This is a genomic window from Gilliamella sp. CG22 (genome assembly GCF_046635725.1).
GTDB classification, from domain to species: domain Bacteria; phylum Pseudomonadota; class Gammaproteobacteria; order Enterobacterales; family Orbaceae; genus Gilliamella; species Gilliamella apicola_I.
Genome location: NZ_JBIDFK010000004.1, coordinates 232,851 through 249,102 on the forward strand (window position 1 = coordinate 232,851; position 16,252 = coordinate 249,102).

Here is a 16,252-nt window from a genome sequence, read left to right on the forward strand (position 1 = left end):
GCTTGAAATAATTTTGAAACTATGAATAAATACCACCATATTTCTTCAATGAGAATACAACATATGTTTACAAAATCATTAAAATCCGAAATATTCTTTCATCAAGCTTTATCCGTTTTACCTGGTGGCGTAAATTCACCAGTACGGGCTTTTAATGGCGTGGGTGGAATACCCTTATTTATTGAACGTGCCAACGGTGCTTATATTTATGATGTTGATGAAAAAGCCTATATCGATTATGTAGGCTCATGGGGGCCAATGATCCTTGGACACAATGATCCAGATGTAGCTGACGCAGTCATTCACGCTGTGCGTAATGGACTCAGTTTTGGTGCTCCGACCGAAATTGAAACTAAAGTCGCCAATTTAGTCACTGAACTTATGCCATCGATAGAGATGCTACGCATGGTCAACTCAGGTACTGAAGCAACCATGAGTGCAATACGCGTGGCACGGGGTTTTACCGGGCGTGATAAAATCATTAAATTTGAAGGATGCTATCATGGTCATGCTGATTATCTATTGGTAAAAGCAGGATCAGGAGCCCTTACTTTTGGACATCCGACGTCACCCGGCGTACCTAATGATTTTGTTAAGCATACTTTAGTATGTGATTATAACAACCTTGAATCAGTTAAAAAACAGTTTGAACAATATCCAAATGAAATTGCCGCGATTATTATTGAGCCCGTTGCCGGCAACATGAATTGTATCCCGGCTAAAAAATCGTTTTTACAAGGATTAAGAGCGCTTTGTGATGAATATGGGGCATTGTTAATTATTGATGAAGTGATGACAGGATTTAGGGTAGCACTAGGTGGAGCGCAAGATTATTATGACATTGTCCCCGATTTGACTTGTTTAGGTAAAATCATTGGAGGGGGAATGCCTGTGGGCGCATTTGGTGGTCGTGCAGATATCATGCAACAATTAGCGCCAACCGGACCAATTTATCAAGCTGGTACGCTTTCGGGTAATCCTGTTGCCATGGCAGCCGGATATGCAACCTTAACCAAATTGATGGACGTAGGTATTTATCAAGAATTAGAGGAGAAAACTAAAACGCTAACAAACGGACTTTTATCCGCTGCCAGACAGCATAAAGTTCCTTTTGCGGTTAATCAAGCGGGTGCGATGTTTGGATTTTTCTTTACAAATGCTTCCGAAGTAAGCAGTTATCAAGATGTAATGAATTGTGATATTGAATTATTCAAAAAATTCTATCATCATATGCTCACTGAAGGTGTTTACTTTGCACCGTCAGCTTTTGAAGCAGGTTTCATGTCACTTATGCACACAGATAAAGAAATCAATCATACTATTGATGCAGCAAGTCGTTTTTTTAGTAAGATAAGTTAAATTGATGACACAAAGTTTTTGATACCATTAGCGATTAAAATATTAAACTATTAACATAGGTAATTAATTTATGGTTAATCCACTTAAAGAAGGTGAAAAAGCACCTCAATTTTCGTTGCCTGACCAAGATGGAGAGCTAATAAGCTCTAAAGACTTTAAAGGTCAACGTATGTTGATCTATTTCTATCCCAAAGCCATGACACCTGGCTGTACAGTTCAAGCTTGTAATTTACGGGATTGTGCTGATGACCTCAAAAAATACAATGTGGTAATCATTGGCATTAGTACAGATAAGCCAGAAAAGTTATCAAGATTTTCAGAAAAAGAATTATTAAACTTTACGTTGCTTTCTGATGAAAATCATGAATTATGTGAAGCTTTTGGCACATGGGGTGAAAAAGAGTTTATGGGAAAAACCTATGACGGCATTCACCGTATTAGTTTCTTAATTGGGACTGATGGAAAAATCGAAAAAGTCTTTGACGATTTCAAAACCAGTAATCACCATGAAGTGGTTTTAGATTACCTCAAAAACCACTCAAAATAGACATCTTAAAAGCAGATTAACCTAATCTGCTTTTACTTTATCAAAACTATTAATCTCATCCGGATTTGGCCAAGCATTAATAATTGCTTTGACTAAAGTGGCAAGTGGGATAGCAAAAAATATTCCCCAAAATCCCCATAATCCACCAAATACAATCACCGCTAAAATAATTACTAATGGATGAAGATTCAATTTCTCGGAAAAAAGACAAGGAACTAACAAATTACCGTCTAAAGCCTGAATAAGCACATAAAAGAAAATCAAATACCCAAATTCTGGACTGATGCCCCATTGGAATAGAGCAATAAGAATAACCGGAATACTTGAAATAATAATCCCAATATAAGGAATCAACACCGAAAGCCCAACAATTACCGCCAATAATAATCCATAATCTAAACCAAAAAACCAAAATGGAATATACACGCTAATACCAAGAATAAGAATATGCAAAACATTGCCTACAATATAGTTAGCAATTTGCGTATCCATTTCAGCGGCGACTTTATTTAACACTCCTCGATTTTTAGGCAGAATACGAGAACAATATCCCCATATTTTTGCTTTATCTTTCAAAAAGAAAAACATCATAATAGGGACTAGCACGGCATTAATTGCAACTGAAACAAGACCAAACAGGGAAACAATAGAGAATTGTAATAACGAATTTCCGGTTTGCACGACCCTGCTAGTAATGCCTTGAATAATAGAATCAAATAATCCAACATCAATCAGTTCGGGGTAGTGTTCCGGCAGTGATGTCAAAAACTTATTAGCAAAATTGAGCATGTTTGGAATATTGGTTATCAAACTAATACTTTGTTGCCAAACTAAAGGTACCAGAATCATAAAACATGCTAAAACAACAAGAAGAAAAATGAGTAATACAATGATAACCGCAAAAGTGCGTGGAATGCCCTTTCGATACAAAAAATTGACTGGGGTATCAAGCAAATAGGAAAGCACGATTGCAATGAAAACGGGTAAAAGAATTTTATTAAAAAAATAAATAATTAAAAACAGGAAGACTAAAACCACTATCAACGATACCACATGCGGATCACTGAATCGTCTTTTATACCATTCCACAAACAATTTAAACATTGCAAACACTCCTATTTTGCTGTTTATATTAGATTAAGTTTCAATACGATAAATTATAAGCCCAATGCATTTATCGTTTAAATCCACCTAAAATACCACGAGTAATGCGTCGACCGATTTCATTGGCTACTTGTCGCGTTGCGCTTCGAGCAACTTTTTGCGCAAAGCCATCTTGTTGACCACCTCTTGGGCCTTTATGACCAAAAAACAGAGAACTTAGCATATCTAACCAACCACCACTACTGGATTTTTCAGCTGGTTCTGTTGAATTATCATCATCAGCTGATTGAACGTTAGCTGAATTATCCAATGAAAAACCTGCTTTTATTTTCTCATAAGCGGATTGCCGATCGACAGTTTTAGCATATTTATCATAAAATAGCGATTGTTTAATAATCTCAGGAATTTTTTCAGGTGTAATTGGACCAATTTTAGAATTTGGTGCAATAACAAAACCACGCTCGACCATATTAGGACGCCCTTTCTCATCTAAAAAAGAAATTAAGGCTTCGCCGACAGCTAATTCCATAATCACTTTTTCGGTATCTAAATTGGGATTAGCTCGCATAGTTTGAGCCGCGGCTTTTACTGCTTTTTGATCTTTAGGCGTAAATGCCCTAAGCGCATGTTGGACACGATTGCCAAGCTGACCAAGAACGGTATCGGGGATATCGGTAGGATTTTGAGTAACAAAATAGATACCAACGCCTTTAGAGCGAATCAGTCTGACTACCTGCTCAATTTTCTGTAATAAAGCGGGGGTAATATCATTAAATAGTAAATGCGCTTCATCAAAAAAGAAGACTAATTTAGGTTTATCAGGATCACCAATTTCAGGCATATGTTCAAACAGTTCTGACAGCAACCACAACAAAAAAACAGAATACAATTTAGGTGAGTTATATAATTTATCTGCAGCTAAAATATTAATCATACCGTGACCGTTGGCATCGGTTTTCATTAAATCTTGAATATCAAGCATAGGTTCACCTAAAAAATATTCTGCCCCTTCTTGATCAAGCGATAATAAACTGCGTTGTATGGCACCAATCGATGATAAAGAAATATTGCCGTATTCAGACGTAAATTTTTTTGCATTATCACCAATTAACTGTACTAAGGCTCGTAAATCTTTAAAATCCAGTAATAAAAGATTATTGTCATCGGCAATTTTAAATACCAGTTGTAATACATCTGATTGAATATCATTAAGATTTAATAATCGTGCTAATAAAATTGGACCAATATCCGAAACGGTACTTCGCACCGGAATCCCTTTTTCTGCAAACACATCCCACAATTCAATGGGCGAGGCTTCAGGTTGCCAATCAGTTACCCCAATGCTTGTTAGGCGTGCTTTAAGTTTATCTGTTAAAATCCCTTTCTCACCCAAACCGGTCAAATCCCCTTTAACATCAGCCAAAAATACCGGTACACCAATATGAGAAAAACTCTCTGCCATTTTTTGAAGCGTCACTGTTTTACCGGTACCTGTTGCACCAGAAATGAGACCATGACGATTGGCTAATGCGCTGATAATAGATAAATCCTTGCCATTGCTTTTGGCTATAACGATAGATTCACTCATACATTAAATCCTCATTAAATTGCTATTAAAACAATCAGTAATATTGTAAGCTAAGAATGCAATATCGACGATTTAACCATTCATTAGCCAACATAAGGAGCCACTATGTTTCCAGAATATCGAGAATTAATTTCAAAATTAAAAAATACAGATTTACGATTTCAAAAATTATTTGATCAACATAATGCTTTGGATCAAAAAATTAAAAATATTGAGTCAGGTATCGAAATCGACACATCCGAAACTATCGAAAACTTAAAAAAACAGAAACTTAAACTTAAAGATGAAATACACACAATCTTAAAAAATCAGGCATAAATACGGGATAAAACATCAATAGCGTATTAGTCAATCTTTATTCAAAAAATTAGTGTTGTGAAAACAATGTTGATGTAGGTGCTTTTATAAAAAGCAATAAATATAAATAAACCCCAAACAAGGGGTTTATGATGATAACAGATAAAACAAAAACTAAAAAATTTAATAATAAAGCGAATTTTTACTTGCTTAATTGTTCTTTTGTCGTTCTTTTTTTACGATTTTTAATCAATACAATAATATTTTTATGTGGAGTTTTCATATTTTAATTTCCTCTTTTTGTTATAGTTATCACACCACGAAAATGTATGGAATTTTTAAAGAGTGACTAGCAATATCCTTATCAGGTATTTTGTATAAAATACTCGCCATCTCCAATAATGGTAGTTACTTTAGCATAAATTAACGGTATTACCAATTATTTTGGTTATTTAGTAAGCGACTTCCATATCGCCTACTTGCGCTACCAACAAATTTAGAACCATTGCCCAAAACGTTTTATATAAATTCGTTTCATTAACTGCGCAACAAAACAATAAGATAGTAGTGTGGCAATTAACCATGGGAAATATGACCAAGGTAAAGGAGCAAGACCAATCAAACTTCCTATTGGAGAAAATGGAATATAAATACCTACGATCATTATCAATAATGTCATCACAATGACCGGAAACGCTGCTGTACTTTGAACAAATGGAATTTTTTGTGTTCTTAACATATGCACAACTAAAGTTTGTGAAAGTAACCCTTCAATAAACCAACCAGAATGGAATAATGATTGTACTTCGACACTATTTGCACTGAACACAAACCACATTAACGCATAGGTAGTAATATCAAAAATAGAAGATGTTGGTCCAATCCAAATCATAAATCGTTTGATATTTTGCGCATCCCATTTACGAGGCTTTTGTAAAAACTCATCATCCATTTTATCCCAAGGTAATGATAATTGTGAAATATCATACAATAAATTTTGGATCAACAAATGAATTGCTAGCATAGGTAAAAAAGGTAAAAATGCACTGGCAACTAACACCGAAAAAATATTACCAAAGTTTGAACTGGCAGTCATATTCAAATACTTCATAATATTACCGAATGTTTCTCGACCGCAAATTACCCCTTCTTCTAACACCATTAAACTCTTTTCAAGCAAAATGATATCCGCTGATTCTTTCGCAATGTCGGTTGCCGTATCCACCGATATACCAACATCGGCGTCACGTAATGCAGGCGCATCATTGATACCATCGCCTAAAAAGCCCACTGTATGACCATTTTCTTGTAATAAACGGATGATTCGTGATTTTTGTAAAGGTGTTAATTTAGCAAAAATAGTACGTTGCTCAATTTGTTCTTTGAGTTCATCATCATCCATTTTTTCAATTTCGGTACCCAGTAAGGGAGTTCCTGGCTCTAGACCCACTTCACGACACACTTTTATGGTAATAATTTCATTATCACCAGTTAAAACTTTTACCCCTACACCATGTTCATTTAATGCAGAAATGGCTTCGTATGCGCTCTCTTTTGGCGGATCTAAAAACGTTAAGAACCCTCGAATTGCAAGGTCAGTCTCATCTTGGACACTGTATTGCGTTTTTGTTTGTGAAGCAGAAATATTTTTTAATCCCACCGCTAAAACTCGAAATCCTTCTTTATTGTAGTTATGAGCAAGTTCGATTAACTCTTGTTTGCGTTTTTCATCTAATGGCAAATATTCACCGTCTTGATAAACATAACGAGAAATAGACAGCATCTCTTCAACGGCACCTTTGCAAATCATCAAATGATCATCATTACCATTTTGCACCACAACCGATAAACGACGACGAACAAAATCAAATGGCAATTCATCAATCTTTTTATAAAGTCCAACCCCGACTTTTTTAACACTGGTTTTCTCTTCAGTGAAACGGATAATGGCTTTATCCATTAGGTTTTTCATACCACTTTGATAATAGCTGTTTAACCAAGCGAGTTCTAATACAGCTGGGTCAACTTGACCATGACTATCAAGATGATGTTCAAGGATAATTTTATCTTGTGTCAATGTTCCCGTTTTGTCGGTACATAAAATATCCATTGCACCAAAATTTTGAATCGCATTAAGACGTTTCACAACAACCTTACGCTTTGCCATTCCAACCGCACCTTTAGCCAGGTTAGCACTGACAATCATCGGCAACATTTCAGGCGTTAATCCAACCGCTACCGCCAAAGCAAACAAAGCCGCATCGCCCCAATCTCCTTTTGAAATACCATTTATCACAAAAACAATTGGCACCATAATAAGCATAAAACGGATCAGTAACCAACTAACACTATTCACACCTCGATCGAATGACGTTTCAGCACGGGAACCAACAATGGATTTAGCTAATGATCCAAAATGCGTGTCTGCACCTGTGGCAACCACAATTGCCTTAGCTGTTCCACTTACCACATTCGTCCCCATAAAACAGACGTTATTCACATCAAGAACATTATCTTTATCAATATCCGATGCATTAATTTCATCGGTTGTCTTTTGTGAAACGGCGCCTAAAGTGTCATATTTTTCAACAGGTATAGACTCACCTGTCAGTACCGCTTGGCTAACAAAAAGATCCCGTGATTCAATTAAGCGGATATCCGCAGGAATCATATCCCCTGCCGATAAAAAGACAATATCGCCAGGCACAATCTCGCTTAACGGAATTTCAAAATGTTCAGGATTCATATCCTTATGCGGACGTCTTAATACCGTTGCCGTTGTTCGAATCATCGATTTGAGCGCTTCAGCGGCTTTATTAGATCGAAACTCTTGCCAAAAACGCAATAAACCACTTAATGAAACCATGGTTAAAATGATAATAATACTGGTTAGATCGGTTTCTTCCCCCTTTTGTAAAGGTAACCAGAAATCCGTGACAAAACTAACCACCGCTAAAATAAGTAACACAAAAATAAATGGATTATTAAACGCCATTAATAGTTGCATAAATACTGAAGGGACTTTTTCTCGGGCTACTTCGTTTTTACCATACTCTTCTAATCTTGATTTTGCATTTTCTTGCGTTAAACCGGACAAGCTCGATTGAAATTTAGATAAAATGCTATCTAAGCTATGTTGAGCTTCATGAATTGCTTTAATATCTGAGCTTGTTTGTGAATGAATTTTTGTAGTGTTTTTGGTCATCTTATGTACCTATATTCATAATTTTTTAGACAAAAATATGCCTACTCACTGTTAAAAAATAACAATAAGCAAAGTAACTAATTGAATAGCTAAGACTTTAATGCAACAGCATGACCGCACTCAAAGCGATGGCTGAGCAAAAAATAATTTAGCGAGATAATTTAATTAAGAATTAGATACAACTCGGTGGTTCTAAATGTTTTTCTGAAAAAAGTAATGAACACAACATTAAGATGTGCGCACCATGATGTTTTGAATTTGTGTGATAGCGTGTAAAAAATTGCATATCGTTCACCGTTACCGTTCGATCAATTTCGGCGCGTGAACTGAAAAAATGATTATTTAGACAGGTTCATTAACCGATAATGATTTGTGTTTGAATACATCTCCCCATATATGGGGTGACCCGATTGAGCGTCCATAGTTCTCCTATAAAATTGAACTCAACACTTTGTATTTCAACTTTTCTTAACCCTCATTTTTAACCACCTAATAGTTAAAAAAGTAAGAAAAGCTCAAAGGCGGGCAATTTATACGCCTTTAGCCAAAATAAGTCAACCAATAATCCTTTAAAAACGTCATAACAGCTTAAAAACAGCACTTATCGCCCCAATAAATGCTTTTTTGTATATAAATAATACACACAAAACTTAATATCATTTACAATAACTAATACTGTTCAACGCAAGGAAAACGAAAGTGGAACTCATAACATTACTCGAGACTAATTGGTTAAATTTCGTGATCATTTTCGCACTTTCATTTTTATGGTTTTTCAATCGAAAAAGATCACCCAATCAATACCTCGATAATATCATTATATATGCTGATATTTTAGAAAAGACACCTAAGCCAAAATACCAAAAGGATTACTTGAATAATATTAAAAGTAAACTTCTTTGGGACAAGGTCTGTTTTTATCAAACCGGTGACATGAATAAAGAAAGAATCGCAATTTCGTTAATTAATGCTGACATTAAAAACATCATCAATTTATTACAATTAAATTCACTAACCCAATACTTTTGTATCAGACAAAATAAAATAACGGCAGTCAATCCTTTTTTAGTTAAAGAAGTCATCCTATTATGTGTTGGGTTCATTCTCGCTTTTATTATGGTGATATCGAATCTTGATACCGTTTTTAGATCAAATTCAATGATTAATATAATCATTGCCGCGATAACCATTTTTATTATCTTACTGATTGCAACTCAGTTCGCCATAGCACCTTTAAAAAGGCTTAATACCTATCGATTGATTTTGAAAGACGACACTTTTTTAAAGCGTGCTAATGACCAACTAGTTCGCATTATTCAAGAAAGTAATAATAGTAATCCTGGTTTTGAAAAATCCATAATGAGTAAAGAAGAATCGCATCAATCATAACCCAATTTCGAAGGCTTTATCTGCTGTGGTAATAAATAAGGCGACAAATCTAAGCTTTACGTCGCCTTAATAGTTATATGGGAACTAAGCACGTATATTTAAACGGGCATTTTTAAGCTGCTCTACAAGTTCAAGCAATGATTGATTTAACTGATTCATGAATTGTTGGTAAGAAAACGCCTTTTTACTGATTTCATCTAATTGTCGTTCCCAATGCGCAGTCATATCGGGGATAGACATAATATCCGGTAACGATAAAATTAACTTACGTCCAACTGGAGTGGCACGAATTGTTTTGCCTTGTCGAGTTAAAAATTGACGTTTAAATAACAGTTCTATTATTCCTGCTCGAGTTGCTTCTGTGCCTAAACCATCGGTTTCCCGCAATATTTTTTTAATCTCTGGATCTTTAACAAATCTTGCAATACCTGTCATTGCGGAAAGTAAAGTTGCATCATTAAAAGGTTTAGGGGGTTGTGTTTCTTTACTGATAAGTTCAGCATCGATACATTGCACTGCCTCCCCTTTTTTCACTAATTTAGTTAACAATCCATTACTCTCTGCATCCGCTTCGGATTGATCAGCTTGTAAAGTTTTCGTTCCAAACAACGCTTTCCAGCCTGCTTCAAGCATTTGCGTTGCTCTAGCAATAAATTTTCCACCTTGAATATCAACATCAATTTGTAATTCAGCGTATTTATATACAGGATAAAATTGTGCTAAATATTGGGTTGCAATCACCTGATAAACTAATTTTTCATTATCCGTTAAATTGTCCATTTTAGCCTTGCGCTGTGTTGGAATGATGGCATGGTGCGCTTCAACTTTTTTATCGTTCCAAGCTTTTGTCCGCAAACTAAAATCAGCGTTTTCAATAGCAGGCTGTAAATCCGGGCAATTATTTTCGATTGCTAATTTTACACTGATTATTTGGTTAAGATGCTCTTCGGGTAAAAAACGGCAATCGGATCTCGGGTAGGTGATCAGTTTATGCTTTTCATATAATGACTGGCAAATATCAAGCACATCTTGTGCACTTAACCCATTTTTTTTAGCCATCTCAATTTGAAGAGCAGATAAATTAAATGGCATAGGCGGTGCAACTTCTTTCTTTTTGTTACTGACTTTCTCAATAATACCGGTTTGATCTTTAATTCTTTGACAAACATTTTCGGCTAATGCTTTGACTAAAACTCGCCCTTCTTCATCTTGATAGGGAGCACAAGCTTCGCTAGGTTGCCACTTGGCCTTAAATATTTCATTATGCTGGGTTTGAAGTACAGCAAAAACTTCATAAAACGGTTTGGGAACAAACTTTTCAATATCTAAATCACGCCTTACCACTAAACCAAGAATAGGCGTTTGTACCCGTCCAATGGATAACACTCCTCGATACCCGCCTCGTTGCCCCACCAGTGTACAAAGACGACTCATATTAATACCATACAACCAATCAGCACGGGCTCTTGCAAGCGCTGACGTAGAGAGCGGAATAAAATCTTGATTACTGCGTAATTGTTCAAGCGATTTTTCAACTGCACTGGCATTTAAATCACTAATCAAGCAACGCTTAATTGTTTTGCGTTTATCGGGCGTGAGTTGACAATAATTCAAAACTTCATCGACTAATAATTGCCCTTCTCGATCTGGATCGCCTGCATGTACAATCTGATCGGCAGATTTAATCAATTCGACTAAAATATCAAATTGACTTTTTGTACTCCCTTTTGGCATCAAAATCCACTTTTCCGGAACAATAGGAAGATCATCAATCACCCATTTTTTAAAGCGATCATCATACACTTCTGGGGTGGCTTGTTCTAAAAGATGTCCGATACACCAACTCACAATATCGCCATTAGCGGCTTTGATAAAACCCGTTCCTTTTTGATGTGGTTTAGGCAAAACATCGGCAATAGCCCTTGCTAGACTGGGCTTTTCAGCAATAAACAGACGATAAGTTTGATTAGATTGCATAATTATTAGTCTTAATCATAAATTTGAAACAAAATAAGTTTGATAGGATGATTTAACGCTAAAATTTAAATGATTTAACATCTTCAATAACAATGCCTTGTCAGCATCCCTACAAGGCAGAATGCGACAATAAAAACAAATTAAAATATGTTTGTCTAAACACATCAAACTTTGTTCTTTTCGACTTTTTTGCTTTGTCGTGTACCATTCAATCTTAAAACCAGTGTGATAGGCCAAATACGGTAAGGCTCCATAAATTATCATATTATCCTTTAAAATTTCCAATCCTGCTGAGTCTGTTATTAATGCTCAATAAGGTTGAAAATTGTTACATAAGTCTTAACGCCATTCAAGCGCAATAATTTGCAGAAAATCATTCTCAACAATAAACACAAAAATAACCTAATTTTTACAATGCATTAAAAGAACGGGACTAAGCTTAGCCTGCTTAAGTAATCCTAATACCCTAAAGAGGACAGTTATTATTTATAATCTTATCACAAGGCTAAAATCAACTAAGATTGAAAGCACAACACTTATCACTTTGCCAATACCTCGTCAACAATGCATGTTAAAGCTTTTAAAATATCATTTAATTGATTAATTATGTTACAAGATTCAGCTTTATCATTTTTTAGTTGTCGTGATTTTAAAACGGGTTTTTACCACCACTTTTTGAACTTAAGCCAAATGGCAGACACAATAGAAATAACAATAAGAATCAAGATTAACCCAACAAAAGACCAAGGATGCTCACTAAAAGGAATACCGGCAAGATTGACACCAAGTAAACTGGTTATAAACGTGATTGGTGTAAATATAATGGTAAATAGTGACATTAAATAAATTCGTTTATTGGTCGATTCTGCCAAAAAGCTATTAATTTGCTCCATAATCGAGGCAAGACGCAATAAGCAACTATCGATATCTGACACATAGTGGCTTTGTTGATTAGAAATATCATGTAGACGTTGGCGATCGTTATCATCAATCCAAGAAATCCTTTCGGTTGAAATTTTAACAAAAATATCCCGCTGCGGAGATAATAATCGGCGAAGAATGATCAACTGTTTACGTACTCGACCAATTTCTTTATGTGAAAGAATTCGCTGATTTAATACTAAGTCTTCAAGTTTAACAATTTTGTTATGTACACTATCAAACGATAAATTGACTTGATCACTAATGAGTTCGGATACTTGAATTAACCAATCAGCAACATCAACAGGCCCTATTCCTTTTTCTAAATTATCTTTTAATTGGAAAATCGCATCGATTTGTTGATGTCGGGTCGAAACAATTAAATTATCGGTAATGTAAAAACGGAAGGTTACAATCGGATCGGGTAATTCATTTGGCGTATAATTGACACCTTTTAATACGACTAAAATACCCGTATCAAAACGAATTTCTTTCGATATTTGGTTGGGTTTAATTAACTCATTTTTCACTAAATCCGGAATCAATTTTGTCTGATTAATCCACTTAATCGTTTCGGATTTAGCAAAATCCAGATGGATCCAACATGGCTTTTGCACCGTCGCTTGGCAATCATTACTTAAAGGATTGGCTTTACCTTTACCATCAAATTGACAACTAAAAACAGGTTTTGCTGATATAAGATCTGAAACAGGAACGGAATTTTCACTATTTTCATTCGTCATTATAAGCCCCATTTGTTAAGTTTTCTTAATTATATACTGAAATTGCTTAAAAATGGAGCGATTGATTAACTTAATTTATCAAAATTAAGGCATTAAATAGAGTTGCGGAACCAAAGCATTACTAGGGTGCGGAATAATACCTAATTCAACCCCATACCAATGATTAATATTTTCAACAGTTAATACTTCAGCAGGTGCACCTTGCTTAACGATTTTTCCCTGACTAAGAAGCAACACTTTATCCGCATACAAGGCAGCCAAATTAAGATCATGTAACACACAACACACTGCCAGTTGCTGTTCTTTGGCGAGTTGTTTTAATAATCGCAATGTATGTTGCTGATGATACAAATCTAATGCTGAAGTGGGTTCATCTAAAAAAAGTAGCTTTTCAGTTGGCTCCTCTTGCCACAATTGGGCTAAAACGCGAGCCAATTGGACACGTTGCTGTTCTCCGCCTGACAAGCTACGGTAATCTCGGTTGGCCAACTTCAAGCAATCAGTTTGTTGCATAGTTTCGTGAATGGCTTGCTCGCAATGAAGTTTACCGTAAGGTGCTCGCCCCATTGCCACCACTTCTTTTACCGTAAAAGGAAACGTCATCTGGCTATGCTGTAACATCACCGTTCTCACTTTAGCTAATTGCTTAGCAGACCATTGTGTCATCGCTTTATCAAAAAGATAAATATCGCCAGATGATGGTGTCTGATAACCCGTTAAAAGCCGTAATAAAGTTGATTTACCTGCACCATTAGGACCAATGATAATGGCAATTTCGCCAGCTTGAATATCTAAAGACACATCATCGATTAAACACCGAGTACCACAATAAAAAGTTAAGTTTTTTGCTGTCAACATCGTCAAATTATACCCGTTATTTGTGCCTTAAAATGAGCCAAAGAAAATAAGGTCCACCAATTAAACTTGTCAATAACCCTACCGGTATTTCAGTCGGTGCAACAACCGTTCTTGCCAGAGTATCGGCAGAGAGTAATAAACAGCCACCTGCCAATGCTGATGCAGGTAATAACACGCTATGATTAGCCCCAATACGTAATCGAATCATATGAGGAACCACCAAACCAACAAAAGCAATAATGCCACTTACTGCAACCGATGTACCGATTAAAATGGCACTAAACACCAACAAATATTGCTTCAAACGAATAACATTAATACCTAAATAGTGTGCATCTTCATCCCCCAATTGCAATATATTGAGCTGATGAGAAAGGACCAAAATGGCTAACAAAGCAGGGATAATTAACGAAGTAGCAACTAACACTAATTCCCACGATCCTTTACCCAAATGCCCCATTGACCAAAGTGACATTTGTCTTAATTGTGCTTCATCACTAATATAACTTAGGCATCCCATTACTGCTCCGATAATGGCATTGATTGCTACACCCAACAACACCATTTTGGCCAAATTACACTCGGCATGAAGACTGTAAAGATAGATCAGAAAACAGATGAATAAACTACCCAAAAAAGCAGCAAACATTTTTCCATACAGCATCATAATTGGTGGAAATATAGTCGGAAATAAAACTGACAAACCAACCAATAAACCAGCGCCACTGCTGATGCCTAACAAACCTGAATCCGCTAAAGGATTACGAAATAATCCTTGCATGACAGCGCCTGAAGTTGCTAATGCCATACCGACAATCACTGCTAATAAAATACGAGGTAAACGTATATTCAACCAAATATTCATCAATGGATCATCAAATGATAATGACAATAACTGAGAAACTGGAAATGTTAAAGCACCCGTATTAGCTGATAAAACCATCAAAACCAACAGCACGATAAACAGTCCCCATAACAATGAACGATGACTATAACGTTGCACTCACTATCCTCGCTAAAAATATGGATTTAATTACATTCATGCTATTTTAATGTTCAAATTTAAGATTCGGATCAATAACAGTATAAGCTTTATTATTAAGTTGCTGATGCGCTATTTTATCAATAATGACTTTCGCTAAATCGATACGATGAATCAGTCCATGTACCTCTTGCTGAAAATAGCATTTTGCATTACCTGTTAGTTCCCCATTTTGTAATCCGCCCGGTCTTAATATAAGGTATTTTAGCGTGCTAGTTTGTAACCAAACTTCCGCTAACGATTTTTCACGTACCGCATGTCCAAACGCTTGTTTAGCTCGCAGCGACAATGTTGACCATGTATCACCACAACCTAAGGATGTGACTAACACCATCTGCCTTATATTGGCTTGTTCAGCACAATCAATAATAATACGTTGTGCTAGATAATTTCCGGTTTCCCCACCCAGTGTTGAAATAATTGTGGCGTCAGGTCCGGCTAATGCACAAAGCTGGCTAACCATAGATGAGTCGGTCGCATCACCGACATGACACTCAATACCTTGCTCACTTAACTGCTTGGCAAAAGTTTCGTCTCGTACCAATGCAATACAACGCCAACTTGGTTGGCACTGTTTAACTAACTGACAAATCTGATAACCCGTACCCAATTTTGGACTGACACCAAAAACTAATATTGTTTTCATGCTATTATCATCTCAACATTAGTTAATTTTATTTGCTAATGCTCTAAATTTTTCTAACTGATCTTGTTTTAACTGATGTTTTTCATCACGACCCACAAAAATTTTAAACATTGATTGTCCCATATGATTAAGAAAGATCATCGAAGCTGTCGACATTTTCATAAATTTACGTTCAATAAAAGCAATATATTGACAATGTTCAGCTTTAATATGACCACTTAATCCTTTTTGATGACGTAAATTGAAATATTTTTGACTATGCGAACCTGGCGGTAATTCACCTGAAATTTCAGCAATCACATCTCCGGTATGGATCAAAAATAACACATCGCCCCAAGTTGTCACTTCATCCCAAATCATATCAAAATATGAACCATCAACAATTTTCGCATCCGGTAAGGCTTGAATAACTTGCGTCAAAGTCACTTGATGATCTTGAGCAATTTTTTCTAATAACTCCTCGGGATTTGTTTGCATATAAGTTGAAAGATTACTGAGATGAGTTTGCTTATCTACCATGTTAATATCCTTTAATGATGTGAAATAGGTTGATTATTTTTCTTTTCAGAATGTGCA

General features: G+C 35.8%; 14 protein-coding genes. 4 read left to right on the forward strand and 10 right to left on the reverse strand.

Annotated features, from left to right (window positions below; all coding sequences use genetic code 11):
- The first annotated feature begins 63 nt into the window (after nucleotides 1–63).
- Together hemL and bcp are read left to right on the forward strand one after the other, a co-directional pair.
- On the forward strand, nucleotides 64–1,359 hold the full coding sequence (hemL, locus tag ACGH46_RS05690; protein ID WP_267380637.1) for a glutamate-1-semialdehyde 2,1-aminomutase: 1,296 nt from the start codon (nucleotides 64–66) through the stop codon (nucleotides 1,357–1,359).
- A gap of 70 nt (nucleotides 1,360–1,429) precedes the next feature.
- Complete coding sequence (gene bcp, locus ACGH46_RS05695; RefSeq protein ID WP_065558209.1) at nucleotides 1,430–1,906, forward strand: thioredoxin-dependent thiol peroxidase; 477 nt, start codon at nucleotides 1,430–1,432, stop codon at nucleotides 1,904–1,906.
- Nucleotides 1,907–1,927: 21 nt separating this feature from the next.
- Here bcp and ACGH46_RS05700 read toward each other — a convergent pair whose 3' ends face one another.
- Together ACGH46_RS05700 and ACGH46_RS05705 are read right to left on the reverse strand one after the other, a co-directional pair.
- Entirely contained in the window at nucleotides 1,928–3,010 is a 1,083-nt protein-coding gene (locus tag ACGH46_RS05700; RefSeq protein ID WP_267350769.1) for an AI-2E family transporter, read from the reverse strand.
- Nucleotides 3,011–3,080: 70 nt separating this feature from the next.
- Complete coding sequence (locus tag ACGH46_RS05705) at nucleotides 3,081–4,598, reverse strand: helicase HerA-like C-terminal domain-containing protein (RefSeq protein ID WP_411596577.1); 1,518 nt, start codon at nucleotides 4,596–4,598, stop codon at nucleotides 3,081–3,083.
- Between the two features lie 105 nt (nucleotides 4,599–4,703).
- Here ACGH46_RS05705 and ACGH46_RS05710 point away from each other — a divergent pair, with 105 nt between their 5' ends.
- Nucleotides 4,704–4,916 carry a YdcH family protein gene (locus tag ACGH46_RS05710; RefSeq protein WP_065558206.1) on the forward strand — a complete coding sequence of 71 codons (213 nt, stop codon included), beginning with the start codon at nucleotides 4,704–4,706 and terminating at the stop codon, nucleotides 4,914–4,916.
- A 475-nt stretch (nucleotides 4,917–5,391) separates the two neighbouring features.
- On the opposite strand, the gene mgtA is transcribed toward ACGH46_RS05710, so the two are convergent.
- On the reverse strand, nucleotides 5,392–8,100 hold the full coding sequence (mgtA, locus tag ACGH46_RS05715; protein ID WP_267380630.1) for a magnesium-translocating P-type ATPase: 2,709 nt from the start codon (nucleotides 8,098–8,100) through the stop codon (nucleotides 5,392–5,394).
- Between the two features lie 699 nt (nucleotides 8,101–8,799).
- On the opposite strand from mgtA, the gene ACGH46_RS05720 reads away from it, so the two are divergent.
- The gene (locus ACGH46_RS05720) at nucleotides 8,800–9,489 is read left to right on the forward strand and encodes a hypothetical protein (RefSeq protein WP_411604668.1); all 690 of its coding nucleotides are present in this window, start codon (nucleotides 8,800–8,802) and stop codon (nucleotides 9,487–9,489) included.
- 84 nt (nucleotides 9,490–9,573) lie between these two features.
- Here ACGH46_RS05720 and ACGH46_RS05725 read toward each other — a convergent pair whose 3' ends face one another.
- The 7 genes from ACGH46_RS05725 to hutX form a co-directional block, all read right to left on the reverse strand.
- A complete protein-coding gene (locus ACGH46_RS05725) occupies nucleotides 9,574–11,466 on the reverse strand; it encodes a DNA topoisomerase III (RefSeq protein WP_411598666.1) in 1,893 nt (630 codons plus the stop codon).
- A 15-nt stretch (nucleotides 11,467–11,481) separates the two neighbouring features.
- Nucleotides 11,482–11,751, reverse strand: a complete 270-nt coding sequence (locus tag ACGH46_RS05730) for a GNAT family N-acetyltransferase (protein WP_411604671.1) — start codon at nucleotides 11,749–11,751, stop codon at nucleotides 11,482–11,484.
- Nucleotides 11,752–12,128: 377 nt separating this feature from the next.
- Nucleotides 12,129–13,130, reverse strand: a complete 1,002-nt coding sequence (zntB, locus tag ACGH46_RS05735) for a zinc transporter ZntB (protein WP_065558201.1) — start codon at nucleotides 13,128–13,130, stop codon at nucleotides 12,129–12,131.
- A gap of 84 nt (nucleotides 13,131–13,214) precedes the next feature.
- Nucleotides 13,215–13,988, reverse strand: coding sequence for a heme ABC transporter ATP-binding protein (locus ACGH46_RS05740; RefSeq protein ID WP_411596573.1), 774 nt, complete (start codon nucleotides 13,986–13,988; stop codon nucleotides 13,215–13,217).
- A 16-nt stretch (nucleotides 13,989–14,004) separates the two neighbouring features.
- Nucleotides 14,005–14,931 carry a FecCD family ABC transporter permease gene (locus tag ACGH46_RS05745; protein ID WP_411604698.1) on the reverse strand — a complete coding sequence of 309 codons (927 nt, stop codon included), beginning with the start codon at nucleotides 14,929–14,931 and terminating at the stop codon, nucleotides 14,005–14,007.
- Nucleotides 14,932–15,037: 106 nt separating this feature from the next.
- On the reverse strand, nucleotides 15,038–15,676 hold the full coding sequence (locus ACGH46_RS05750; protein ID WP_411598669.1) for an NAD(P)H-binding protein: 639 nt from the start codon (nucleotides 15,674–15,676) through the stop codon (nucleotides 15,038–15,040).
- An 18-nt stretch (nucleotides 15,677–15,694) separates the two neighbouring features.
- The gene (hutX, locus tag ACGH46_RS05755; RefSeq protein WP_065558198.1) at nucleotides 15,695–16,195 is read right to left on the reverse strand and encodes a heme utilization cystosolic carrier protein HutX; all 501 of its coding nucleotides are present in this window, start codon (nucleotides 16,193–16,195) and stop codon (nucleotides 15,695–15,697) included.
- Nucleotides 16,196–16,252 lie beyond the last annotated feature (57 nt).

What these genes read in the sequence shown, in the direction of transcription:
- hemL (WP_267380637.1), top strand. Translation starts at nt 64, where the DNA reads ATGTTTACAAAATCATTAAAATCCGAAATATTCTTTCATCAAGCTTTA.
- bcp (WP_065558209.1), top strand. Translation starts at nt 1,430, where the DNA reads ATGGTTAATCCACTTAAAGAAGGTGAAAAAGCACCTCAATTTTCGTTG.
- ACGH46_RS05700 (WP_267350769.1), bottom strand. Translation starts at nt 3,010, where the DNA reads ATGTTTAAATTGTTTGTGGAATGGTATAAAAGACGATTCAGTGATCCG.
- ACGH46_RS05705 (WP_411596577.1), bottom strand. Translation starts at nt 4,598, where the DNA reads ATGAGTGAATCTATCGTTATAGCCAAAAGCAATGGCAAGGATTTATCT.
- ACGH46_RS05710 (WP_065558206.1), top strand. Translation starts at nt 4,704, where the DNA reads ATGTTTCCAGAATATCGAGAATTAATTTCAAAATTAAAAAATACAGAT.
- mgtA (WP_267380630.1), bottom strand. Translation starts at nt 8,100, where the DNA reads ATGACCAAAAACACTACAAAAATTCATTCACAAACAAGCTCAGATATT.
- ACGH46_RS05725 (WP_411598666.1), bottom strand. Translation starts at nt 11,466, where the DNA reads ATGCAATCTAATCAAACTTATCGTCTGTTTATTGCTGAAAAGCCCAGT.
- zntB (WP_065558201.1), bottom strand. Translation starts at nt 13,130, where the DNA reads ATGACGAATGAAAATAGTGAAAATTCCGTTCCTGTTTCAGATCTTATA.
- ACGH46_RS05740 (WP_411596573.1), bottom strand. Translation starts at nt 13,988, where the DNA reads ATGTTGACAGCAAAAAACTTAACTTTTTATTGTGGTACTCGGTGTTTA.
- ACGH46_RS05745 (WP_411604698.1), bottom strand. Translation starts at nt 14,931, where the DNA reads ATGGTTTTATCAGCTAATACGGGTGCTTTAACATTTCCAGTTTCTCAG.
- ACGH46_RS05750 (WP_411598669.1), bottom strand. Translation starts at nt 15,676, where the DNA reads ATGAAAACAATATTAGTTTTTGGTGTCAGTCCAAAATTGGGTACGGGT.
- hutX (WP_065558198.1), bottom strand. Translation starts at nt 16,195, where the DNA reads ATGGTAGATAAGCAAACTCATCTCAGTAATCTTTCAACTTATATGCAA.